The organism is Gordonia spumicola (assembly GCF_009932475.1).
GTDB lineage: Bacteria > Actinomycetota > Actinomycetes > Mycobacteriales > Mycobacteriaceae > Gordonia > Gordonia spumicola.
The window spans coordinates 223,666-246,934 of record NZ_BJOV01000005.1 but is presented as its reverse complement, the minus strand read 5'-3'; the positions used below and the strand labels follow the sequence as shown (position 1 = coordinate 246,934).

The 23,269-nt window shown below is 69.0% G+C and carries 17 protein-coding genes, 1 pseudogene and 1 riboswitch; of the genes and pseudogenes, 13 read left to right on the top strand and 5 right to left on the bottom strand.

Annotation, left to right across the window (positions count from 1 at the left end):
* Positions 1–2: 2 nt before the first annotated feature.
* Complete coding sequence (locus GYB83_RS12395) at positions 3–563, top strand: GtrA family protein (protein ID WP_161895819.1); 561 nt, start codon at positions 3–5, stop codon at positions 561–563.
* On the opposite strand, the gene GYB83_RS12390 is transcribed toward GYB83_RS12395, so the two are convergent.
* Genes GYB83_RS12390 through GYB83_RS12380 form a run of 3 tightly spaced genes read right to left on the bottom strand, consistent with a single transcriptional unit; the run spans position 535 to position 3,087 of the window.
* A complete protein-coding gene (locus tag GYB83_RS12390; RefSeq protein WP_161895818.1) occupies positions 535–1,851 on the bottom strand; it encodes a sensor histidine kinase in 1,317 nt (438 codons plus the stop codon). The two genes, GYB83_RS12395 and GYB83_RS12390, sit on opposite strands and share 29 nt — an antisense overlap.
* Positions 1,852–1,858: 7 nt before the next feature.
* Positions 1,859–2,548 (bottom strand): response regulator transcription factor, encoded by a 690-nt coding sequence (locus GYB83_RS12385; protein ID WP_161895817.1) that lies wholly within the window; start codon positions 2,546–2,548, stop codon positions 1,859–1,861.
* A complete protein-coding gene (locus tag GYB83_RS12380) occupies positions 2,545–3,087 on the bottom strand; it encodes a PH domain-containing protein (RefSeq protein WP_161895816.1) in 543 nt (180 codons plus the stop codon). Before GYB83_RS12380 ends, GYB83_RS12385 begins: the two co-directional genes overlap by 4 nt.
* A gap of 107 nt (positions 3,088–3,194) precedes the next feature.
* On the opposite strand from GYB83_RS12380, the gene GYB83_RS12375 reads away from it, so the two are divergent.
* Positions 3,195–3,878: a DUF6069 family protein gene (locus GYB83_RS12375; RefSeq protein ID WP_161895815.1), complete on the top strand. Its 684-nt coding sequence runs from the start codon at positions 3,195–3,197 to the stop codon at positions 3,876–3,878.
* 5 nt (positions 3,879–3,883) lie between these two features.
* On the opposite strand, the gene GYB83_RS12370 is transcribed toward GYB83_RS12375, so the two are convergent.
* Positions 3,884–4,696 (bottom strand): biotin--[acetyl-CoA-carboxylase] ligase, encoded by an 813-nt coding sequence (locus tag GYB83_RS12370; protein ID WP_161895814.1) that lies wholly within the window; start codon positions 4,694–4,696, stop codon positions 3,884–3,886.
* Positions 4,697–4,791: 95 nt separating this feature from the next.
* Between GYB83_RS12370 and GYB83_RS12365 the strand changes: the two genes are divergently transcribed.
* Genes GYB83_RS12365 through GYB83_RS12355 form a run of 3 tightly spaced genes read left to right on the top strand, consistent with a single transcriptional unit; the run spans position 4,792 to position 7,261 of the window.
* Complete coding sequence (locus GYB83_RS12365) at positions 4,792–6,417, top strand: acyl-CoA carboxylase subunit beta (protein ID WP_161895813.1); 1,626 nt, start codon at positions 4,792–4,794, stop codon at positions 6,415–6,417.
* Positions 6,414–6,629 carry an acyl-CoA carboxylase subunit epsilon gene (locus tag GYB83_RS12360; RefSeq protein WP_161895812.1) on the top strand — a complete coding sequence of 72 codons (216 nt, stop codon included), beginning with the start codon at positions 6,414–6,416 and terminating at the stop codon, positions 6,627–6,629. Before GYB83_RS12365 ends, GYB83_RS12360 begins: the two co-directional genes overlap by 4 nt.
* Positions 6,626–7,261 carry a Maf family protein gene (locus GYB83_RS12355; protein ID WP_161895811.1) on the top strand — a complete coding sequence of 212 codons (636 nt, stop codon included), beginning with the start codon at positions 6,626–6,628 and terminating at the stop codon, positions 7,259–7,261. The genes GYB83_RS12360 and GYB83_RS12355 overlap by 4 nt, the downstream gene beginning before the upstream one ends.
* A 255-nt stretch (positions 7,262–7,516) precedes the next feature.
* On the opposite strand, the gene GYB83_RS12350 is transcribed toward GYB83_RS12355, so the two are convergent.
* Positions 7,517–8,428: a neutral zinc metallopeptidase gene (locus GYB83_RS12350; protein WP_161895810.1), complete on the bottom strand. Its 912-nt coding sequence runs from the start codon at positions 8,426–8,428 to the stop codon at positions 7,517–7,519.
* 119 nt (positions 8,429–8,547) lie between these two features.
* Between GYB83_RS12350 and GYB83_RS12345 the strand changes: the two genes are divergently transcribed.
* The 8 genes and pseudogenes from GYB83_RS12345 to GYB83_RS12310 form a co-directional block, all read left to right on the top strand.
* The gene (locus GYB83_RS12345) at positions 8,548–9,444 is read left to right on the top strand and encodes a sulfurtransferase (protein ID WP_161895809.1); all 897 of its coding nucleotides are present in this window, start codon (positions 8,548–8,550) and stop codon (positions 9,442–9,444) included.
* Positions 9,441–9,866, top strand: coding sequence for a SufE family protein (locus tag GYB83_RS12340; protein WP_161895808.1), 426 nt, complete (start codon positions 9,441–9,443; stop codon positions 9,864–9,866). Before GYB83_RS12345 ends, GYB83_RS12340 begins: the two co-directional genes overlap by 4 nt.
* Positions 9,867–9,871: 5 nt before the next feature.
* On the top strand, positions 9,872–11,260 hold the full coding sequence (locus GYB83_RS12335) for a condensation domain-containing protein (protein ID WP_161895807.1): 1,389 nt from the start codon (positions 9,872–9,874) through the stop codon (positions 11,258–11,260).
* Between the two features lie 185 nt (positions 11,261–11,445).
* Positions 11,446–13,233 (top strand): acetyl/propionyl/methylcrotonyl-CoA carboxylase subunit alpha, encoded by a 1,788-nt coding sequence (locus GYB83_RS12330; protein WP_161895806.1) that lies wholly within the window; start codon positions 11,446–11,448, stop codon positions 13,231–13,233.
* Positions 13,234–13,245: 12 nt separating this feature from the next.
* Positions 13,246–13,593, top strand: coding sequence for a GNAT family N-acetyltransferase (locus GYB83_RS12325; RefSeq protein ID WP_161895805.1), 348 nt, complete (start codon positions 13,246–13,248; stop codon positions 13,591–13,593).
* A gap of 189 nt (positions 13,594–13,782) precedes the next feature.
* Entirely contained in the window at positions 13,783–19,236 is a 5,454-nt protein-coding gene (locus tag GYB83_RS12320) for an ATP-binding protein (RefSeq protein WP_161895804.1), read from the top strand.
* Between the two features lie 147 nt (positions 19,237–19,383).
* Positions 19,384–19,597: riboswitch (cobalamin riboswitch) on the top strand.
* A gap of 140 nt (positions 19,598–19,737) precedes the next feature.
* Positions 19,738–22,020: a 5-methyltetrahydropteroyltriglutamate--homocysteine S-methyltransferase gene (metE, locus tag GYB83_RS12315; protein ID WP_161895803.1), complete on the top strand. Its 2,283-nt coding sequence runs from the start codon at positions 19,738–19,740 to the stop codon at positions 22,018–22,020.
* Positions 22,021–22,110: 90 nt separating this feature from the next.
* A pseudogene (locus GYB83_RS12310) lies at positions 22,111–23,253 on the top strand (IS30 family transposase); the annotation flags it as partial.
* Positions 23,254–23,269: the final 16 nt, after the last annotated feature.

Genomic DNA, 23,269 nt, shown 5'->3' with positions numbered 1-23,269 from the left:
TTGTGCTGACAATCGACGAGGTGGTCTCGAAACTGCCGGGCCCGCTGCATCGACTGGTGATGAAGCACAACGAGCTCATCAAGTTCGCGATCGTCGGCGGCACCACGTTCGTCGTCGACACCGTCGTCTACTACGCGCTGATCTTCACGATCCTCGAACCGAAGCCGGTCGTCGCGCGTGTGATCTCCGGCGTCGTCGCGACGATCCTCAGCTATGTCCTCAACCGCGAGTGGGCGTTCAAGAACCGCGGCGGACGCGAGAAGCATCATGAGGCGATGCTGTTCTTCGGGATCAGCGGCCTCGCCGTGTTGATCACCGCGGCCCCGCTGTATCTGGCGAACAACGTCTTCGACATGCGCTCGAACATCAACGGCCTCGAACTGGTGGTGCTCGACTTCTTCCTCGCGTTCATCCTCGGCAACATCCTCGGCATGGGATTCCGCTTCTGGGCGCTGCGCCGATTCGCGTTCCCGGACGCCGAGCCCAAGGGCGGTGACGGTGGTTCCACCGACATCCATCCGAGCGTAGAGGAGCTCACCGATGAGGAACTCGGTCACGCGTAATCGCCGGTGACGTCCTCGCCAGCGTGGGGACGACGATCGAGAAGACCGCGGGCCGCCTGGACGCGAGATCGAGGCGGCCGCCGTCCGCCTCCACCAGCGCGCGCGACAACGACAGTCCGACACCGCTCCGACTGCCGCCGGAGAAGCCCCGCCGGAACACGGCGAGCGCGATGTCGTCGGGGATGCCCGGTCCCTCGTCGGCCACGGTCACGCGGACCATCTCGGCGGCGGGCAGATTCGACACGCGAACCGTCGTCGTCCCTCCCCCGTGCTGCAGCGAGTTGTCGATGAGAACGCTCAGCGCTTCCCGCAGCCGTCCCGGCTTGCCCGCGATCAGCGGGATCCGCCCCTCCACCTCCGACACCAGTTCCCTCCTGCGAGCCCGGAACGCGGGCTCGAAGTCACCGACCAGGGTCGACACGACGACGTCGGCGTCGATGGCACCCTTGCTCCCGGAGTCCTCGCGGGAGGCCGCGACCATCTCGTCCAGCTCCCGGGACAGACGTTCCACCTGCTCCAGGCCCGCCTCCGCCTCGGCGACCACGGCGGCGTCGTCGTGCAGCGTCAGTTCGTCCAACCGCAGGTGGACGGCGGTCAGGCGACTCCGCAGCTGATGAGACACGTCGCCGACGATCTCGCCCTCCCGCTCGAGGCGCAACGCGATCTCGCGATTCGCGTCCGACAGCGCCTCGGCCACCCTGTCGAGTTCGTCGATGCCGTACCGCGGCCAGTCGGACGAGAAGTCGCCGCGGGCCATCGCGGCCGCGCGCGCCGCGACGTCGGTCAACGGGTCGGACAGTCGACGCGCGGTCAGGACGGCGACGATCGCGCCGCCGCTGACCGCGCCGGTGATCACCACGAGGAGGATGCCGATCGCCACGAACTGCTGCGGGCGGACGGCCTCGTCGGGTATCTCCAGCGTCAGTTCCGAATGCGGGCCGAGGCTGACCGATTCGGCGATCGACCCGCCCTCCTGCGCATCACCGAGCTCCCGGCTCCGGTACCGGGTGTCGCCGCGCGCGTCGATGTACGACGACCGCAGGGTGAGTCGTCCTCCGGCCGGGATCAGCAGGCGGAACTGGTCGAGGTCGAGCTGCTCCGGCGGCACACCACGTCCCGCGGCCTCCTCGGCGAGGACGTGCTCGGACATCCGTTTGAGGCTCTGCGACAGGTTGTCGCGCACCTCCTGCGACATCCACTGCCAGGTGAGGACCGTCATCGGCAAGCCGAGCAGCAGTCCCATCGCCGCGAGGGTGACGATCATCATCTTGAGGATCCGACGACGCACAGCGGACCTACGGGTCGAAGCGGAAGCCGACTCCGCGGACGGTCACGATGTGCTTGCGGCGGCCCGTCTGATCGTCGCCGATCTTCCGGCGGATCCACGAGATGTGCATGTCGAGGGTCTTCGACGACCGCAGGTCCGTCGACCCCCACACCTCGGTCATGATCTCGTCGCGCGACAACGCCTGTCCCGGCCGCGCCATCAAGAACTGCAGCAGGTCGAACTCCCGGTTGGCGAGGGTCAGGTCGGCCCCGTCGACGACCACTCGGCGGGCGCGGGAGTCGAGTTGGATGTCGCCGTAGTCCAGCACGACGTCTTCCGGTTCGCCGCCGCTGCGGCGCATCAACGCGCGGACACGGGCGAGGAGTTCGGCGAGTCGGAACGGTTTGCCGACGTAGTCGTCGGCGCCCGCGTCCAGGCCGACGACGAAGTCGACCTCATCGGTCCGCGCCGTCAACATCAGCACCGCGAGCGCGGGACGCTCCACCCGCACCCGGCGGCACACCTCCAGCCCGTCGATGCCCGGCAGTCCGAGGTCGAGGATCAGGAGGGCGAACTCGTCCGACAGCGCCTTCTCCAGCGCGTCGGTGCCGGTCGACGCGATGACGCACTCGTGTCCCTCACGGGCGAGGGCGCGAGCCAACGGCTCGGCGATCGCCGCATCGTCCTCGGCGAGCAGGATGCTCCTGGCCCCCGTCATCGGCGACGTCCCCGACCGCCGTCGACGACGTCCTCGTCGTCCTCGTCGTCGAGGAGCTCCTGGTAGAGAAGCGCGTGGACGGCTTCGACGTCGGGGATGTCGTCGAACGAGAGCGGGTCGTCGGACGCCGATTCGATCACCAGGGTGCCGGTTCTGAGCATCCGGTCGATCAGTCCGTGCCGGAACTCGACGGTGTTGATGCGGCGGATCGGGATGTCGATGCCCGACCGGGTGATGATGCCGTTGCGGTAGATCACCCTGCGGTCGGTGACGATGAAGTGCGTCGTCCGCCAGGACATCACCGGCCGGACCAGCCAGTACCCGGTGGCCGCGACCCACACCACGATGACCGCCACGGTCAGCCACAGTCTCGGTCCGGACGAGAGCGAGTCGCTGGTCTGGATGAAGCCGAGCGCGACACCGGCGACCGCGGTGACGATCCAGAAGATCAGCACCGGGACGATCAGACATTTCCAATGCGGGTGGCGGTGGATGACGACCTGTTCGCCGGGGGCGAGGTTCTCGCGCGGATATCCCATGCTGTCCGAGCCTACTGGGTGCACCCGGACCGCGAGTGTGCGTCAGTACACTTGAACGACTGGGACTCACCCAGCCGATCTGTACGCGACCGCGAAGGCCTCTCACCATGACGAACTACGACCCCCGCGATCCCCGGCACCGCGGCAACGAGCAGAATCCGCAGACCCGCGCATACAGCCAGGCGAACGACTTCGACGACTACCCCCAGCAGTCGTACAACCAGCAGCAGCCGTACACGCAGTCGTCGTACACCGACCGCCGCTACGCCGAACCGCAGAGCCCCGAGCCGTACTACACCGAACCGCAGTACGCGGCCGCGCGTGCACCGGAGCAGCCGCGGCGCAGGCCGTCGCAGCGCCGCGGACCGGACGTCGATCCGTTGATGTTCTGCGGCGGCGTCCTGATGACCGGAGTCGTCACCGGTCTCGCCGCATGGCTCGTCGGCTGGATCATCCGCTCGATCACGCAGAAGGTGAACGACTCCGGCCAGTTCGGCGTCTGGAATCCCCTCTCGCAGGACGAACTGTGGTTCGCCCTCGTCGGATTCGTCGTCGCGCTCCTCGGCGGCGCCCTCTGGTACCTCCTGCAGGTCGGGACGCCTGCCCCCGACCAGTTCTACCGCTGGATCGTCGGGCTCCTCATCGCGGCCAGCGTCGTGATCCCGATCACCCTGTCCGCGGAGATCTCGACCGGCATCGGCACCGCGGTGATGCACCTGATCATCGGACTTCCGGTGCTCCTGCTCATCCCGACGATGGGCACGGCGTCCCGCCGCAAAGCTCAGCGCTGAGACCCTCAGATCGGGCGGAGGTGCGTGACGTCGCCCGCAGACGCGACGGTGCGGCCGGTCGGCCCGTCGACGATCACGCGACCCTGATCGTCGATGTCGACGGCCTCCCCGATCACCTCGACGTCGCCCGGCAGGATGAGGCGGACCCGCCTGCCGAGGGTCGCGCTGGCCGCGCGGTAGTCGCCGACCAGCCGATCGACGTGCGCGGGCCAGTCGGCGAGACGTGCGGACAAGGCGCGGAGGTAGGCGACGGCCACATCGGTCGCCGACGCCCCGGCTCCCCCGATGCCGCGGACCGACGCCGCGTCGGCGCCGTCCGTCACCCGCCGGTCGACGTCGAGGTTGACACCGGTGCCGATCACCGCGACACCACCGCCGTCACTGTTCGGGCGGAACTCGCACAGGATGCCCGACAGCTTGCCTCCGGGTTCACCGTCGACGGTCGGGGCGAGAACGTCGTTGGGCCATTTCAGTTCCACATCGACGCCCGTGACCTCGCGCAGCGCGTCGCGGACGGCGAGCCCGGTCAACAACGACAGCCAGCCGATGCGATCGGTGTCGGACGCGGTGACGGCGACGGCCGCCGACATCGCCAATTGTCCGTGGGGCGTCTTCCACACCCGCGCATGACGTCCGCGTCCCTGCGACTGGAAGCCCGAGATCCGCACCGAACCGTCCAGGTCGGCGTCCGCGTCGGCCCGCGAGATGAGGTCGGCGTTGGTCGATCCGGTCTCCGGGACCACGTCGATCCGCCGCCAGCGGGTGTCGGAGAGGCGGTCGCGGAGGGCGTTCACGTCAGGCAGGTCGGTCACGATCACCAAGACTATCGGGACGGCCGAAGTCGAATGTGAGGATTTTCTCACATTCGAGGCGGTTGACGCGGCTCACACCTCCCTGTTTAAAGTCGATGTTCATGACCACTGCTTCGCGCGACGACAGCGCAGCTCCCGACATCCACACCACGGCAGGCAAGCTTGCCGACCTGCGGAATCGGCTGGCCGACGCCGAGTACCCGGTCGGCGAAGCCGCCGCCGAGAAGATTCACGCCAAGGGCAAGCTGACCGCCCGCGAGCGCATCACCCACCTCCTCGACGAGGGATCGTTCGTCGAACTCGACGCGCTGGCACGTCACCGCAGCACCAACTTCGGCCTCGCCGACAAGCGTCCGCTCGGCGACGGCGTCGTCGTCGGATACGGAACCGTCGACGGCCGTGAGATCTGCGTCTTCAGCCAGGACGTGACAGTCTTCGGCGGCAGCCTCGGCGAGGTCTACGGCGAGAAGATCGTCAAGGTGATGGACCTGGCGCTCAAGACCGGCCGTCCGCTCGTCGGCATCAACGAGGGCGCCGGCGCCCGCATCCAGGAGGGCGTCGTCTCGCTCGGCCTGTACGGCGAGATCTTCCACCGCAATGTGAAGGCATCCGGCGTCATCCCGCAGATCTCGCTGATCATGGGCCCGGCCGCGGGCGGCCACGTGTACTCGCCCGCTCTCACCGACTTCGTCGTCATGGTCGACCAGACGAGCCAGATGTTCGTGACCGGCCCCGACGTCATCAAGACCGTCACCGGCGAGGACGTGACCATGGAGGATCTGGGCGGCGCCCACACCCACATGGCGAAGTCGGGTGTCGCGCACTACGTCGCCCAGGACGAAGAGGACGCGCTCGAGTACGTCAAGGAGCTCCTCGGCTACCTCCCGAGCAACAACCGCGCCGACGCCCCGCGCCTGCCCGCACCGGCGACCACCGGCGGCATCGAGGACAACCTCACCGAGGAAGACCTCGAACTCGACACGCTGATCCCGGACTCCCCGAATCAGCCCTACGACATGCACGAGGTGATCCGCCGGATCCTCGACGACGACGAGTTCCTCGAGGTGCAGGCCGAACGCGCGATGAACGTGATCATCGGCTTCGGTCGCGTCGACGGCCGCAGCGTCGGCATCGTCGCGAACCAGCCGACCCAGTTCGCGGGCTGCCTCGACATCGACGCATCGGAGAAGGCCGCACGCTTCGTCCGCACCTGCGACGCGTTCAACGTCCCGATCATCACCCTCGTCGACGTCCCCGGCTTCCTGCCCGGCACCGAGCAGGAGTACAACGGCATCATCCGCCGCGGTGCCAAGCTGCTGTACGCGTACGGCGAGGCGACGGTCGGCAAGATCACCGTCATCACCCGCAAGGCGTACGGCGGCGCGTACGACGTCATGGGCTCCAAGCACATGGGCGCCGACGTCAACCTGGCATGGCCGACCGCGCAGATCGCGGTCATGGGCGCATCGGGCGCGGTGGGCTTCGTGTACCGCGGCCAGTTGAAGGACGCGGAGGCGAACGGCGAGGACGTCGACGCACTGCGCCTGGAACTGCAGCAGGAGTACGAGGACACCCTCGTCAACCCGTACGTCGCCGCCGAGCGCGGTTACGTCGACGCCGTGATCCCGCCGAGCCACACCCGCGGCCAGATCGCGAACGCACTGCGCCTGCTCGAGCGCAAGCTCGTCCAGCTGCCGCCGCGCAAGCACGGGAACATCCCGCTGTGACCGCCGAGCAGACTCCCGCAGAGAAGCCGTTCCTCACGGTCGTGTCGGGCAACCCGTCCGACGAGGACGTCGCCGTGCTGGTGAGCGTCCTGTCGGCCGCGGGCGGCGGATCGGACGATTCCGGGCCCGTCACCCGCGACGACTGGGGCCGTCCCAGCGACATGCACCGGCAGTCGTGGGGCATGCCGAGCTCGTTCAGCAACCGGGGATGACCTCGGTCGTTCTCGGGTCGGCGTCGCCCGCTCGCCTCCGCGTGCTGCGCGACGCCGGCCTCGACCCGTCGGTCCTGGTGTCCGACGTCGACGAGGACGCGCTGATCGCCGAACTCGGCGACGCCGCGCCCCACGTCGTCGTCACCCGTCTCGCGCAGGCGAAGGCCGACGCGGTCGTCGCGGCGATCCTGTCGGACGACGTCCCGGCCGGCGCCGACTGCGTGATCCTGACGTGCGATTCCATGCTGCTGTTGGACGGCGAACTGTCCGGTAAGCCGCACACGCCGGACGTCGCGATCGCCCAGTGGCGACGCATGCGCGGCACTGTCGGACATCTCATGACCGGTCATTGCGTCACGCGGCTGCGCGACGGGGCCGTCGTCGCGGCCGCGGCCGATCACCAGTCGACGGCGGTCCGGTTCTCCGACGTCTCCGATGAGCTGATCGAACGGTACGTCGCGACCGGCGAACCGCTGAAGGTCGCGGGCGCGTTCACGTTGGACGGCCTCGGCGGCTGGCTTCTCGACGGCATCGACGGCGACCCGTCGAGCGTCATCGGCATCAGCCTGCCGCTCACCCGCCGACTCCTGCGCCGCGTCGACGTCGACGTCGCCGACCTCTGGCGCGCCTGACCTGAGAGTGACATCGCCGCCATGCTGGTTGAGCGGTTGCGGAGCGTTAGCGGAGCAGCCAGTCGAAACCACCGCCACCCGGGCTGGAACTCATTGCCCACCAATATGTTTCATCAGATTCACAACCCGGGTGACGGTGGTTTCGACAAGGGCCTCCGCTAACGCTCCGACCCAGCTCAACCACCATGATGGCAATGTGAAACGGCCCTTACGAGTGCGTCGGCTGTAAAGCGCGACGATTCAATCGACTCACCGTCAGCCGCCAAGCGCGGCGGGCCAGTAGTCCTTGAGGCAGGTGACGGGCTGGCCCTGTTTCGAGAAGTTCTGGGTGAAACCGCGGGTCAGGGCCTGGATCCGTTCGAACGAGGTGCCGTGACCCTGATTCGGAGCCGGGTCGCCGACGCTGATCACCAGCACCGCGGCCTGCGCGATCTCTTTCAGCGACAGGTCCTTGCGGGCGAAGACGGTGCCCGCCCAGTTGCCCGCGAAGCAGTCGGCGAGCAGTTCGGGATCGTTGCCGGACGGCAACTGTTCGTCGCTCATTCCGTACGCCTCCTGCAGGCGGTGCATCACGTTGTGCCCGTACTCGTGGGCGATGATCGTCGCGGCGGTGAAGTCGCCGAGCACCACGCCCTTGGACCCGAGCAGCTTGCCCTGCCAGATGTCGGCGAACGTCTGCACCGGCAGGATCACCGAGCCCTCGCGCTCGGCGCCCTGCCCGTCGGGCAGCTTGTCCAACGTGCAGAAGAACGCATTCGGGAAGTCGCTGGTGATCGGGTCCTCACCGTCGTCCGCGCACGCGGTGGCGAACGACGACCCCGGCTCGATGAGTTCACGACCGGGCGTGATCCCCTCGATGTTCAACTCGGCGAACCACTCCTGCCACGTCGTGTCGAGGTCGTCGAGGACGGCCTTCATGTACGCGGGCACCGTCTCGGCCGAGTTGGCGACGGTCACGCCGCTCGCCTGGATCCGCTTGGACGAGTACACCGGGAGTTCGGGGCACTCCGACACGGTGCACCGCTTCGGGGGTTGGGCCGCGGCGCGGGTCGGGGTGCCGTCCACACCCGTGCCGCAGCCCGCGAGCACGAGCGCCCCGGCCACGACCGCGGCGGCCGCAGCGACGACTCGACCGGACAGGCGTCGTGACCTCGAATGAGCGTGCATGCGCAGACGCTAACACCGACACTCGGCGCACCGTGACAACACCGTCATTCGCGCGACCGTATGCTGGAAAACGACAGTCGGCTCCGACTGCTGCGCACCAGAACTCGGGAGACCCTCGCATGCCTGTGGAATTCGAAACGAATCCGGCTTTCGCCTCGTTCGCACACCCGGAACGCCTCGTCAGCACCGAGTGGCTGTCGGCGCACCTCGGGGCTCCCGGACTGAAGATCGTCGAATCCGACGAAGACGTCCTCCTCTACGACATCGGCCACATCCCGACCGCGCAGAAGGTCGACTGGCACCTGCACCTCAACGACCCGGTGACGCGCGACTACATCGACGGCGAAGCGTTCGCGAAGCTGATGAGCGACAAGGGCATCAGCCGCGACGACACCGTCGTCATCTACGGCGACAAGAACAACTGGTGGGCCGCCTACGCCCTCTGGGTCTTCACACTCTTCGGCCACGAGGACGTCCGACTCCTCGACGGCGGCCGTGACGCCTGGATGGACGAGCAGCGCGAGACGTCGTTCGACGTCCCCTCCTACCCGGCGACCGACTACCCGGTCGTCGAACGCGACGACACGGCTATCCGCGCATTCGCCGACGACGTCCTCGGCGCGCTCGGCACGTCGCCCCTGATCGACGTCCGCTCGCCGCAGGAGTACACGGGCGAACGCACCCACATGCCCGACTACCCGGAAGAGGGCGCGCTGCGCGGCGGCCACATCCCGACCGCGGTGTCGATCCCGTGGGCCAAGGCCGCCGCACCCGACGGCCGTTTCCGCACGCGCCGCGAGCTCGACGAGATCTACGCCGGCTTCGACGCGGCGACGCCGACCATCGCCTACTGCCGCATCGGCGAGCGGTCCAGCCACACCTGGTTCGTCCTGACGCACCTCCTCGGCTTCGACGACGTCCGCAACTACGACGGATCGTGGACCGAGTGGGGCAACCGCGTCCGCGTCCCGATCGCGCGGGGCGAGGAGCCCGGCGCCGCGCCGGCGTCCCGATGACACTGCCCGCAGCCCTCGCCGAGATCGTCGACGACTTCGGGGCGCTCGCCGACCCCGACAAGGTGACGCTCCTGCTTGAGTTCGCGACCGAGCTCCCCGATGTGCCCGAGTCGATGAAGACCGAGGCGATGGAACCGGTGCCCGAGTGCCAGTCGCCGATCTTCCTGTCGGTCGACGCGTCGGACGCCTCGTCGGTGAAGCTGTATTTCAGTGCTCCGCCGGAGGCGCCGACGACCAGGGGTTTCGCCTCGATCCTCCATCAGGGGCTCGACGGTTCGTCGTCGCAGGCGATAGCGGACGTGCCGTCCGACTTCTTCCACGATCTGGGCTTGGCGTCGGTGATCAGCCCGCTTCGACTGCGGGGCATGGCCGGCATGCTGGCGCGCATCAAGCGGCAGGTGGCCGAGCAGACCGGCGGCTAGCCGGCATGGACTTCCTGCAGATACTCGACGCACCGGTCCGCCCGGGCGGACTCGTCGAGTGGATCCCCACTGTCGAGGGCGGCCTCGGCCATTGGCGTCGCGACGAGCGCGAGACGTCGCACAATCACGAACAGCACCTGCGGGACGCGTTCGAGCACCGGGCGCGCACCCAGCGCGAAGGCGGCCGCGAGTCGTGGCTCGGCCTCTCGATCGACTTCGAGGAGCCGATGTCGGTGCCCGCGATCCGCGCCACGTTGATGGCGTGGATCTCGCGGCACGAGGTGCTGCGGACGCACGTCGTGCTCAAGAGCGACCGCACCGAGCGCTATTCGACGCCGCCGGAGACCGTCCGACTCAAGATGACCCGCATCGGCTGGTACGCCGAGTCGGAGATGCTGCTGGAACAGGTGGCCGGATCGTTCGACCGCGCGACGGCTCCCCTGCACTGGCCCGCCTACCGGTTCGCGACGGTCGCGCGCGCCGACTCCTTCACCCTTCTGTTCGCCGCGGACCACTCGCTCGTCGACGGGTACTCGTTGGTCACCGCGCAGTACGAGCTGACCGCGCTGTACCGGGCGGCGCGCGACCGACGCACGGTCGAACTGCCGCCGACGGGCAGTTACGTCGACTTCAGCGACGCCGAGCGACGCGCCGCCGACCTCGTCGACGCGTCGGCGCCCGCGGTCCTCGCGTGGCGGGCGTTCCTCGACACCCATCCGGAGCCGTACTTCGCGCCGCTGCGTCCGACGGTCGGCGACTCCCCCGACCCGTTCACCGTCGAGCACCCGGCGCAGGCGTCCCGGACGGCGCTCCTGATCGACGACGCCGCCGCCCGTCGATTCGAGTCGGCGTGCGCGGCCGCGGGCGGCAACCTGGTGGCCGGGATCCTCGCCGAGCTCGCCCTCGCCTACCACCGGGTGGCCCCGGACGCCGAGTTCTCCTGTGTGATGCCGAGGCACACGCGCAGCGCACCCGAGTGGCAGCATTCCCTCGGCTGGTTCGTCGGCCTCGCACCGATCGCCTTCCGCGTCGACGACGAGACCGACACCGCCGAAGCCGTCCACCGCGCGTCCCTCGCGTTGCGGGCCGGGCGCCACGGATCCACCGTCCCGTTCCTGCGGGTGGCTCAGCTGCTCGGCGAGTCGCCCGCGCCGAAGTTCGTGGTGTCCTTCATGGATTCGCGGGGGACGCCGACCGCCGCGCAGGCCGACGCGGGTGGCTCGCACGTCGTCCGCAGCCATTCGTACTCCGGTGACGAGGTCTACGTGTGGGTCACGCGGACGCCGTCGGGACTGCGGCTGCATTCACGTTTCCCCGCCGAGCAACCCGAGCGTGTCCTGCCGTTTCTCGACGAGTTCGCCGACCTACTAGCGAGTACGGCGGACGCCGGGTAGAACCAGTCCTAAGTTTTTGGGGTGGCCGTCCACCGAGCGTTTGTTCGGTGGGTTAGGCTGACTCCCGGAAATCATGGCGTCCGTCACGACGGACACCCTGCACAGCGCCACACGTGGACCACCATCCCGCGCGACGCACAAGCCACGACGACGGCCCGCCACGCGGGCCCGCCACAGGAGAGCCAGTGTCAATCGCACAGACGACCATCAAGAAGGTTCTGATCGCCAACCGCGGCGAGATCGCGGTCCGCGTGATCCGCGCGGCCAAGGACGCGGGCATCGCCAGCGTCGCGGTGTACGCGGAGCCGGACGCCAACGCGCTGTTCGTGCAGCTCGCCGATGAGGCCTTCGCCCTCGGCGGTCAGACGTCCGCGGAGTCGTACCTGGTGTTCGACAAGATCCTCGCCGCCGCCGCCCAGTCGGGCGCGGACGCCGTCCACCCCGGCTACGGCTTCCTCTCCGAGAACGCCGACTTCGCGCAGGCCGTCCTCGACGCGGGCCTCACCTGGATCGGCCCGTCGCCGCAGTCCATCCGCGACCTCGGCGACAAGGTGACCGCGCGTCACATCGCCGAGCGCGCCAAGGCCCCGATGGCCGCGGGCACCAAGGATCCGGTCGCCGACGCGGCCGAGGTGGTCGCGTTCGCCGAGCAGTACGGCGTCCCGGTCGCGATCAAGGCCGCATTCGGCGGCGGTGGTCGCGGCATGAAGGTCGCCCAGACCATCGAAGAGATCCCCGAGCTGTTCGAGTCGGCCACCCGTGAGGCCGTCGCGGCGTTCGGTCGCGGCGAGTGCTTCGTCGAGCAGTACCTGGACAAGGCCCGCCACGTGGAGGCCCAGGTCATCGCCGACCAGCACGGCAACGTCGTGGTCGCGGGCACCCGCGACTGCTCGCTTCAGCGCCGCTTCCAGAAGCTCGTCGAGGAGGCCCCCGCGCCGTTCCTGACCGACGACCAGCGCGGCCGCATCCACAGCTCCGCCAAGGCCATCTGCCGCGAGGCCGGCTACTACGGCGCGGGCACCGTCGAGTACCTGGTTCAGGGCGACACCGTCTCGTTCCTCGAGGTCAACACGCGCCTGCAGGTGGAGCACCCGGTCACCGAGGAGACCGCGGGCATCGACCTCGTCCGTCAGCAGTTCCGCATCGCCGAGGGCAAGGAACTGACGATCACCGAGGATCCCACTCCGCGCGGCCACTCGTTCGAGTTCCGTATCAACGGCGAGGACGCCGGTCGCGGCTTCCTCCCCGCCCCCGGCCCCGTGGCTGTGTACCGCGAGCCCACCGGCCCCGGCGTCCGCGTCGACTCCGGCGTCCGCGAGGGCGACGTCATCGGCGGGCAGTTCGACTCGATGCTCGCCAAGCTCATCGTCACCGGCGAGAACCGCCAGCAGGCCCTCGAGCGTTCGCGGCGTGCGCTCGCCGAGTTCGAGGTCGACGGCCTCGCCACCGTCATCCCGTTCCACCGCCACATCGTGTCGAACCCCGCGTTCATCGGTGACGGCGAGTCGTTCGACGTCTACACCAAGTGGATCGAGACCGACTGGGACAACACCATCGAGCCCTACACCGGCGGCCAGCCGATCGACGAGGACGACGCGGCTCCGCGTCAGAAGGTCGTCGTCGAGGTCGGCGGTCGTCGTGTCGAGGTGTCGCTCCCGGGCGACCTGAACCTCGGCGGCGGTGGCGGCTCGACCAACGGCGCCGTGCGTCGTAAGCCGAAGGCCCGTACCCGCACCAAGGGCGGAGCCAAGGCCGCATCGGGCGACGCCGTGGCGGCTCCGATGCAGGGCACGGTCGTCAAGGTGGCCGTCGCCGAAGGCGACACCGTCGCCACAGGGGATCTCGTCGTGGTCCTGGAGGCCATGAAGATGGAGAACCCGGTCACCGCCCACAAGGACGGCACCGTCACCGGCCTCGCCATCGAGGCGGGCGCGGCCGTCACGCAGGGCACCGTCCTGCTGGAGATCAAGTAACAACACCCAGTCATGGAGCCGGTCGAGGTCAATGCGGGCGCGTGGTATCTGCGCGCCCTGCGGGACGACGACCGGCTCTCTGACGTTCCGGCCCTGTCCCTGCTGTCCGTGGACGAGCCGGCCGACTACATCGCGGCATCGGACGCCGACTGGGCCTCCGAGTCGCGTTTCGTGTGGGCGATCTGCGTGCCGACCACCGGTGAGGCGATCGCATTGATCGGCGTCGCGGGCACCGTGCTGTCCGGTGTGTGTCGCGACGGTTTCGACGAGGCCCTCGACGCCGCGGTGGGGCCCATCACCCGCTTCGCGGCGGGTGCGCTCGACCAGTCGGTCGGGCCGCTCACCACCGCCGTCCCCTGACTCGCGAGTAGCTTTCGGCGACCGGCTATCGGTGCCCCCTTTGGGCGAATAGACCGACCCTACCAGCGAGTACGGGATTCTTGTCACACCCCGAACGGTGGTCGCCGCCACACGCGACGCGAGATACTGGACGCCAACACTGTGCGTCATCCCCGCACCCCTTCCCCCACACATTCAAGGAGTCCCTGCGTGTTCAACCGCATCGCGATCGTGAACCGAGGCGAGGCAGGCATGCGCCTCATCAACGCCGTACGAGACCTGAACGCGGAGACCGGCCAGAACATCGAAGTGGTCGCACTCCACACCGACGTCGACCGGACCGCGACGTACGTCCGCGAGGCCGACATCGCCTACGAGATCGGAGCCGCGGCGGACCGCCCGTACATCGATCTCGCCGTCCTGCGTCGTGCACTCGTCGAGACCGAGGTCGACGCCGCATGGGTCGGCTGGGGCTTCGTCGCCGAAGACCCGGCGTTCGCGGAACTGTGCGACGACATCGGCATCACATTCATCGGCCCGTCGGCCGACGCCATGCGCAAGCTCGGCGACAAGATCGGCGCCAAGATCATCGCCGAGGAGGTCGGCGTCCCGGTCGCGCCGTGGAGCAACGGCCCGGTCGACAATCTGGAGGATGCGAAGGCCGCGGCTGCGCACATCGGCTACCCGCTGATGCTGAAGGCGACCGCGGGCGGCGGCGGCCGCGGCATCCGCAAGGTGTCCGACGACTCCGAACTCGAAGACGCCTACCAGCGCACCCGCGAGGAGGCCGAGCGCGCCTTCGGCAGCGGCGTCGTCTTCCTCGAACGCCTGGTGACGGGTGCCCGCCACGTGGAGGTCCAGGTGATCGCCGACGGTCAGGGCACCGCCTGGGCCCTCGGCGTGCGGGACTGCTCGGTGCAGCGCCGCAACCAGAAGGTCATCGAGGAGTCGTCGTCGCCGGTGCTCTCGACCGAGCAGGCCGACGAGGTCAAGGCGTCGGCCGAGCGACTGGCGAACGCCGTCGGCTACCGCGGCGCGGCGACGGTCGAGTTCCTGTACCACCCCGGCGAGAAGCTGTTCGCGTTCCTCGAGGTGAACACCCGCCTGCAGGTGGAGCACCCGATCACCGAGCTGACCAACAGCTTCGACCTGGTCCGCGCGCAGCTGCACGTCGCCTCCGGCGGCACGCTCGACGGCGAGAAGCCCGTCGAACGCGGCCACGCCATCGAGGCCCGGCTCAACGCCGAGGACCCCGACCGCGACTTCGCGCCCGCCCCCGGTCGCATCGCCCGCCTCGACCTGCCGACCGGCCCCGGCATCCGCGTCGACACCGGCGTCAGCGAAGGCGACACCATCCCGGCCGACTTCGACTCGATGATCGCCAAGGTGATCGCGTACGGCCGCAACCGCGACGAGGCGCTCGGCCGCCTGCGGCGCGCGATGAGCCGCACCGGCGTCATCATCGAAGGCGGAGCCACCAACAAGAGCTTCGTCCTCGACCTGCTGATCCAGCCCGAGGTGATCGACGCCTCCGCCGACACCGGCTGGATCGATCGTGTCCGCGAGGAGGGACGCCTCGTCTCGCACAAGGACTCGACGGTCGCGCTCGCGGCCGCCGCCATCGACGCGTACGAGGAGGAGGAGACCGCCGAGCGGACCCGCCTGCTCGTCACCGCGGCGGGCGGCCGCCCGCAGGTGCTGCACGAGAGCGGTCGTCCCCTCGACTTCAAACTGCGCGGCGCGGCGTACCGCGTCCGGGTGGCCCGCATCGGCGCGCACCGGTTCCGGGTGGTCGTCGAGGCAGGCGACCTGGTCCGGACCGCCGACGTCGCGCTCGAACGATTCGACGAGCACGCCGGTCAGGCCACCATCGACGGCGTCCGCTACCGCCTGCTGACCGACACCCACGGCCCGATCCACCTCGTCGACGTCGACGGCGTGACGCACCGCGTGAGCCGCGACGAGGGCGGCGTCGTCCGCTCCCCCGCACCCGCGCTCGTCATCGCGACCCCGCTCGAGGTCGGAGCCGAGGTCGAGGCGGGCGACCCCGTCCTGGTCCTCGAGTCGATGAAGATGGAGACCGTCCTCCGCGCGCCGTTCAAGGCCCGCCTCAAGGAATGTGCGGTCAGCGTCGGCGCCCAGGTGGAGACGGGCGCGCCGCTGCTGCGGCTGGAACCGCTGCAGGACGACGCCGAGGCCGCCGACACCGGCGACGTCGCCGTCATCGACCTCCCCGCGGCTCCGGCGATCGAGTCCACCGACGAACTCGTCGGCCGCGGCCTCGAAGACCTCCGCAGCCTCCTGCTCGGCTTCGACGTCGATCCCGACGACAACAGCCGCGTCCTGTCCGACTACCTCACCGCACGCGACGCCGCCGTCGCCGCCGGTTTCGTGCCGCAGGACGGCGAGTCGGAGTTGCTGACCGTGTTCGCCGACATCGCCGCACTCAGCGAGCGTCGTCCGTCGGACGCCGTCGACACCGACGACCGCGTCCACAGTGCCCGCGAGAACTTCCACACCTACCTCCAGAGCCTCGACGTCGACGTCGCGGGCGTCCCCGAGCGGTTCCAGGTCAAGCTGTCGTCGGCTCTCGCGCACTACGGTGTCGACGACCTCGACCGCACCCCCGACCTGGAGGAGGCGGTGTTCCGCATCTTCCTCGCCCTGGGTCGCACCGACACCGTCCCGGTGATCACCACCGTCCTGCGTCGCTGGCTCGCCGAACCGGCGCCCGCCGCGGGTGACGACAACGTCGAGACCGCGGGCCGCGCGCTCGAGCGGCTCGTCGACGCCGCCCAGACGCGTTTCCCCGCCGTCGCCGACCTCGCACGCGGTGTGCTGTTCACCTGGTACGGCCAGCCGCGACTGCTCGGCGACCGTGAACGCGTGTACACGAAGGTCCGCGCCGACCTCGCTCACCTCGACGCGAACCCGGCGGCGGCCGACCGCGCCGACCGCGTGTCCGAGATGGTCCGCAGCACGGTCCCGCTGGTCAGCATCCTGTCCGAGCGCCTGGAGCACGACGACCTCGACGACACCGTCATGCTCGAGGTCCTCACCCGCCGCTACTACGGCAACAAGGGACTCTCCGACGTCCGTTCGCACCGCGACGGCGGCTGCACGTTCGTCGTCGCCGAACGCAACGGCACGTCGCTCGCGTCGATCGCGACGAGCTTCGAGAATCTGCCGACCGCGCTCGCGGGCCTCGCCGATCTGTCGGCCCAGACGCCCGCGATCGACGCCGACGTGTACGTCCGCTGGGAGAACCAGCCCGACGACTTCGACGGCCTCGCGACCGCCCTGTACGAGGTGATCAGCGCCCAGGTGCTGCCCGACCGCGTCCGACGCATCACCGTGACGGTGGCCGGCCGCGGTGACGACACGATGCACCATCACTTCACGTTCCGCCCGGCGGCCACCGGCCTCGCCGAGGACCGCCTGATCCGCGGCCTGCACCCGCACATCGCGCGCCGCATGCAGATGGAGCGTCTCCGCAAGTTCGATCTGACCCGGCTCTCGTCGTCCGACGACGAAGAGGTGTACCTGTTCCGCTGTGTCGCCAAGGCAAACCCGGCAGACGACAGGCTGATCGCGTTCGCCCAGATCCGCGACCTGACGGCGGTCACCGACGACGACGGGCTGTTGACCCTGCCGACCGCGGAGACCACGTTCGCGACCTGCGTCGACACCATCCGGTCCGCGCAGGCGCAGCGCCCCCGCGGCAAGCGCTTCAACACCAACCGGATCGTCATGTACATCTGGCCGACGCTCGACGTCTCGCGCGAACAGGTGCGCAAGATCGTCGCGCACACCGTCCGCACGCAGTCCGTCGACGGCGCCGGGCTGGAGGAGATCATGTTGATCGCCCGCCAGCGCGACCGCGACACCCGCGAGCTCTCCAAGGTCGCCATCCACATCACGTTCGACGCCGCGGGCGTCCCCGAGGTGAGGGTCGACGACCCCACCGACGAGGCCGTGACGCCGATCGACGCCTACCGCCAGAAGGTCTTGAAGGCGTCGAGCCGCGGGACCTCGTACCCGTACGAGCTCGTCGAGACGCTCGGCGACTTCACCGAGTACGACCTCGACGACGCGGGCGCCCTCGCCCCCGTCGACCGTGCGAAGGGACGCAACACGGCGGCCGTCGTCGTCGGCACCGTCAGCACGCCGACCGCCAAGCATCCGGAGGGTGTGCGCCGCGTCGTGATGCTCGGCGACCCGACGAAGGCTCTCGGCGCGCTCACCGAGCCGGAGTGCCGCCGGTACATCGCGGCCCTCGACCTCGCCGAGGCCGAGCGTCTGCCCGTCGAGTGGTACGCGATCTCGTCCGGCGCGGCGGTCCAGATGGACTCCGGCACGGAGAACCTCGACTGGGTGGCGGCCGCGCTGAAGCGGATCGTCGAGTTCACGCAGGACGGCGGCGAGATCAACATCGTCGTCAGCGGCATCAACGTCGGCGGCCAGGCGTACTGGAACGCCGAGGCGACGATGCTCATGCACACCAAGGGCATCCTGGTGATGACCCCCGACTCGTCGATGGTGCTGACGGGCAAGCAGGCGCTCGACTTCTCGGGCGGCGTGTCGGCCGAGGACAACTTCGGGCTCGGCGGCTACGACCGCATCATGGGCCCGAACGGTGAGGCCCAGTACTGGGCCCCCGACATGCAGGGCGCGGTCGACACCATGATGAGCCACTACGACCACACGTATGTGGCGCCCGGCGAGGACGGGCCGCGCGGCGCCTCGACGTCCGACCCGATCGACCGTGACATCTCCGACTTCCCGCACGTCTTGGAGGGCAGCGACTTCACGACGGTCGGCGAGATCTTCTCGGCCACCGCGAACCCGGACCGCAAGAAGCCGTTCGACATCCGCTCGGTGATGCGGGCCGTCACCGACCAGGACGCGCCCATCGTCGAACGCTGGGCAGGCATGGCCGACGCGGAGACCGTCGTCGCCGCGGACACGCACCTCGGCGGCCACGCGGTGACCCTGATCGGCATCGAGTCGACGCCGGTCAGCCGCCGCGGCTTCCTGCCGACGGACGGTCCCGACACGTTCAGCGCGGGCACCTTGTTCCCGCAGTCGTCGAAGAAGGCGGCCCGCGCGATCAACGCGGCGAGCGGGAACCGCCCGGTCGTTGTCCTGGCGAACCTGTCGGGCTTCGACGGCTCGCCGGAGTCGCTGCGGAAGCTTCAGTTGGAGTACGGCGCCGAGATCGGCCGCGCCATCATCAACTTCGACGGTCCGATCGTGTTCTGTGTCATCTCCCGCTACCACGGCGGCGCGTTCGTCGTCTTCTCGAAGGCGCTGAACCCGAACATGACGGTCCTCGCGATCGACGGCTCGTTCGCCTCGGTCCTCGGCGGCGCACCCGCCGCGGCCGTCGTCTTCTCCGGCGAGGTCGGGGTCCGCACCGCGAAGGATCCGCGCGTCGAGGCGCTCGCCGAGCGGGTCGCCGAGGCGATCGGAGCCGACCGTGCCACGCTGGCCGCAGAGCTCGACGAGCTCCGCACGTCGGTCCGCGCGGAGAAGATCGCCGAGATGGCCGCCGAGTTCGACGCCGTCCACGACATCCACCGGGCCGTCCGCGTCGGATCGGTCGACGAGGTGATCGCCGCCTCCGACCTCCGCCCGAAGCTCATCGGCGCGATCACGAAGTAGTTCCAACACTTGCTCCGAGCCTGGTGACCACATACCGGTCACCAGGCTCGGAGTCGTCTTGGCAATAGTTTTGCGCACGTGTCGGCTGCGGTTGAGCGAGCTGTCGACGACGGCCTAGGCTCTCAACTGCAATCGGTTCGTCGTTCCGTCTCAGACGGTGCGACGTCGACGCGCGGTCGGCGACGACCGCGCGAAGAGGGAATCCGGTGAGAAACCGGAGCTGTCCCGCAGCGGTATGTCGGAACGACCGCCGTCACACGCACTGGACCCGTGTACATCCGGGTCTGGGAAGCGACGGCCAGTAGGTGCGCTCACGCGCCCGCCGACGAGCCCGAAGACCTGCCTGTTGTATCGGGTGCGCCGCACCCGATGGTTGTCCGCCTCGTGGACTGGGCGATGACACCTATCGGCGGAACCGTCATGTCGTGACGGGACTCGTCGATTCGTGGCATCTCCCGCAGGGCGACAGCTGTACGCACTCATGCAGGAGAAGAACCAGTCATGTCCATCGACACGACACGTCCGACCACGTCACCGTTCACCGCAACCGTGCCGGGCACGGCCCGGATCGGCGCGAACCGTGAACTCAAACGAGCCGTCGAAGCCTACTGGGCCGGTCGATCCGACCGTGCCGCCCTCGAATCGGTCGCCGCCGTCCTCCGCCGCGACGGATGGCGCCAACTCTTGACCGCCGGACTCGACTCGATCCCGGTCAACACGTTCTCGTACTACGACCAGATCCTCGACACCGCGGTACTCCTCGGAGCGCTTCCGACCCGTGTCGCATCGATCGACGACCCGCTCGACGCGTACTTCGCGGCCGCGCGCGGTGCAGACGGCGTGGCGCCGCTGGAGATGACGAAGTGGTTCGACACGAACTACCACTATCTGGTGCCGGAGATAGGCGCGGACATCACGTTCGCACTCGATCCGACCAAGGTGCTGTCCGAGCTCGCCGAAGCCCGGGCGCAGGGTGTCCCCGCCCGGCCGGCGGTGATCGGCCCGATCACGTTCCTCGGGCTGTCGAAGCCTGCTACTGCGGACGACGACGCCCCGCTGTCGCGCGTCGACGAGCTGATCCCGCTGTACATCGACCTGCTCGGGCGGTTGGCCGCGGCGGGCGCGTCGTGGGTGCAGATCGACGAGCCGATCCTGGTGACGGACGCCGACGAGGGCCTCGCGGAGCTTGCCGAGCGCGTCTACGGTGCACTGGCCGCGGCGACGGATCGGCCGTCGATCCTCGTGCAGACGTACTTCGGCGATGCGGGCGACGCCCTGGCCGCATTGGCGCGGACCGACGTCGAAGGTGTCGGCGTCGATCTGGTGAGCGGGTCGGTCGAGACCGTGCTGGCCGCGGGTCTCGGCGACAAGCACGTCGTCGCGGGTGTGGTCGACGGCCGCAATGTGTGGCGTACCGACCTCGATGCGGCTCTGGGCCGCCTCGAGTCGATCCGCGGAGTCGTCGGGACGCTCGCGGTGTCCACGTCGTGTTCCACGCTGCACGTCCCCTACACGCTGCGCGGCGAGGACGGTCTCGACCCGGCGCTGCACGGCTGGCTGGCGTTCGCCGAGGAGAAGGTCGGCGAGGTCACCGCATTGGGTCGGGCCTACGCGCACGGCCGGGCCTACCAGGCGGCCGAGTTCGACGCCGCACGTGCCGCGCTGGCATCCCGATCCGATGATCCGCGTCTGCACGTCGACTCCGTCCGCGCCCGCCTCGCTGCTCTGACGACCGCCGACTCGACCCGTACGGCCGCCGCCGATCGCCGCGTGATCCAGGACGCCGCGCTCGGCCTGCCGACTCTCGCGACCACCACGATCGGCTCGTATCCGCAGACCACCGACATCCGCAAGGCGCGTCAGGCGTTGCGTACCGGTGCGATCGACGAGGCCGGCTACGTCGAGCGCATGCGCGCCGAGATCGCCGATGTCATCGCACTGCAGGAGCGGATCGGACTCGATGTGCTCGTGCACGGCGAGCCCGAGCGCAACGACATGGTCCAGTACTTCGCCGAGCAGCTCGACGGCTTCTTCGCCACCGCGAACGGCTGGGTGCAGTCGTACGGCTCACGCTGTGTCCGTCCGCCGATTCTGTACGGCGACGTGGTGCGCCCCGCCGCGATGACCGTCGACTGGATCTCGTACGCGCAGTCGCTCACCGCGAAGCCGGTGAAGGGCATGCTGACCGGCCCAGTCACGATTCTGGCGTGGTCGTTCGTCCGCGACGATCAGCCGCTCGCCGATTCGGCGAACCAGGTGGCGCTCGCCATCCGCGACGAGACCGTCGACCTCGAACGCTCGGGTGCGGCGATCATCCAGGTCGACGAACCGGCCCTCCGTGAACTGCTGCCGCTGCGCGCCGCGGACCGGGAGGCGTACCTCGACTGGGCCGTCACGTCGTTCCGACTGTCGACGGCCGGCGTGGCCGACGCGACGCAGATCCACACGCACCTGTGCTACTCGGAGTTCGGCGAGGTCATCGGCGCGATCGGGGGGTTGGACGCCGACGTCACCTCCATCGAGGCCGCCCGCTCGCACATGGAGGTGCTCGCCGACCTCAACGCGATCGGCTTCGCGACGCAGGTGGGACCGGGCGTCTACGACATCCACTCACCGCGCGTGCCGGGCGTCGACGAGATCACCGCGTCCCTGAGGGAGGCATTGGACGCGGTCCCGGCCGACCGTCTGTGGGTGAACCCGGACTGCGGACTCAAGACCCGCACGACAGCCGAGGTGACCGAAGCACTGACCAACATGGTTCAGGCCGCGGTGGCCGTGCGCTGACCGGCGCCCACACGACGACTGCGGCCCGCGAGGATTGGCGGGTTCTAGTGATCCCCGCAACACCCTGAGTTTCAGGGAGTTGCGGGGATCATGGTTTCAGGGGTGTTGAAGTCTAGGTTCTTCGAGGTTTTCGATGATGTCGGCAGCACGACGCTCGCGGCACGGATGGTGGGTGTGAACCGACATACGGCAGCGGGGTGGGTTCGGAAGTCGGGACGTCGGCCCACGGCTGGTCGCCCGTCTCATCCTGGGCGGGCTGAGTATGACCGGCTGAGGTCGCAAGGTCTTGCGCGACGGGAAGCGGCCCGCCGGGTGTGCGTGAACGAGAGGACCGCGCGGGACTGGGATCGTGGCGTGCGCAAGTCACATGACGCGCGAACCTATCCAGACGGGCGCCGGGTCGACTACAAGTCGGGTGTGACCACATTCGTTGCTCCTGCATCGTCATCGCCGCTGACGATCCTTGAAGCGGTGCTCCATCCGCGTTTCCTGACAATCGTGGAGCGGGAGACGATCGCTGACCTGCGCAGGCAGGGGATGTCGTTGCGGGCCATCGGGCGGGAGTTGGGCAGGCCGGCTTCGACGATCAAACGCGAGATCGACGCACGCTCCGTGGACGGTGTCTATCGGCCGCATGCGGCGCATCGTGCGTGGGCTGGCAGCCGGGCGCGCCCGAAGTCGTCGAAGCTCGCGCGGCGGGGGCGGCTGCGCGACTATGTTGCGGGGAAGCTGCAATTGCAGTGGTCGCCGGAACAGATCCGCAACTCTCTAATCAAGGAGTTCCCCGATGACGAGGGCATGCGGGTGAGCACGGAGACGATCTACCAGGCCATCTACGTCCAAGCACGCGGCGGGCTGCGACGTGAGGTCGCGGACGCGCTGCGCACCGGACGCACCCGACGGAAACCGCACACGCATCCGGATCAGCGCTCGTCACGGTTCGTGGACGGCATGATCATGATCTCGGACCGACCAGCCGAGGTCGAAGATCGGGCGGTGCCCGGGCATTGGGAGGGCGATCTGATCGTCGGGACCCGGTCCGAGTCCGCGATCGTCACGCTCGTGGAACGCACGACCCGGTATGTGATGCTCGGGTATCTGCCCGGCGGACACACTGCCGAGGAGGTCCGTGACGTGCTCGTCCCGCTGATCGGCACCCTGCCGGAGCACCTGCGCGGTTCGTTGACGTGGGATCAGGGCTGTGAGATGGCCTCGCATAAGCAGTTCTCCGTCGCGACCTGAATCGTCC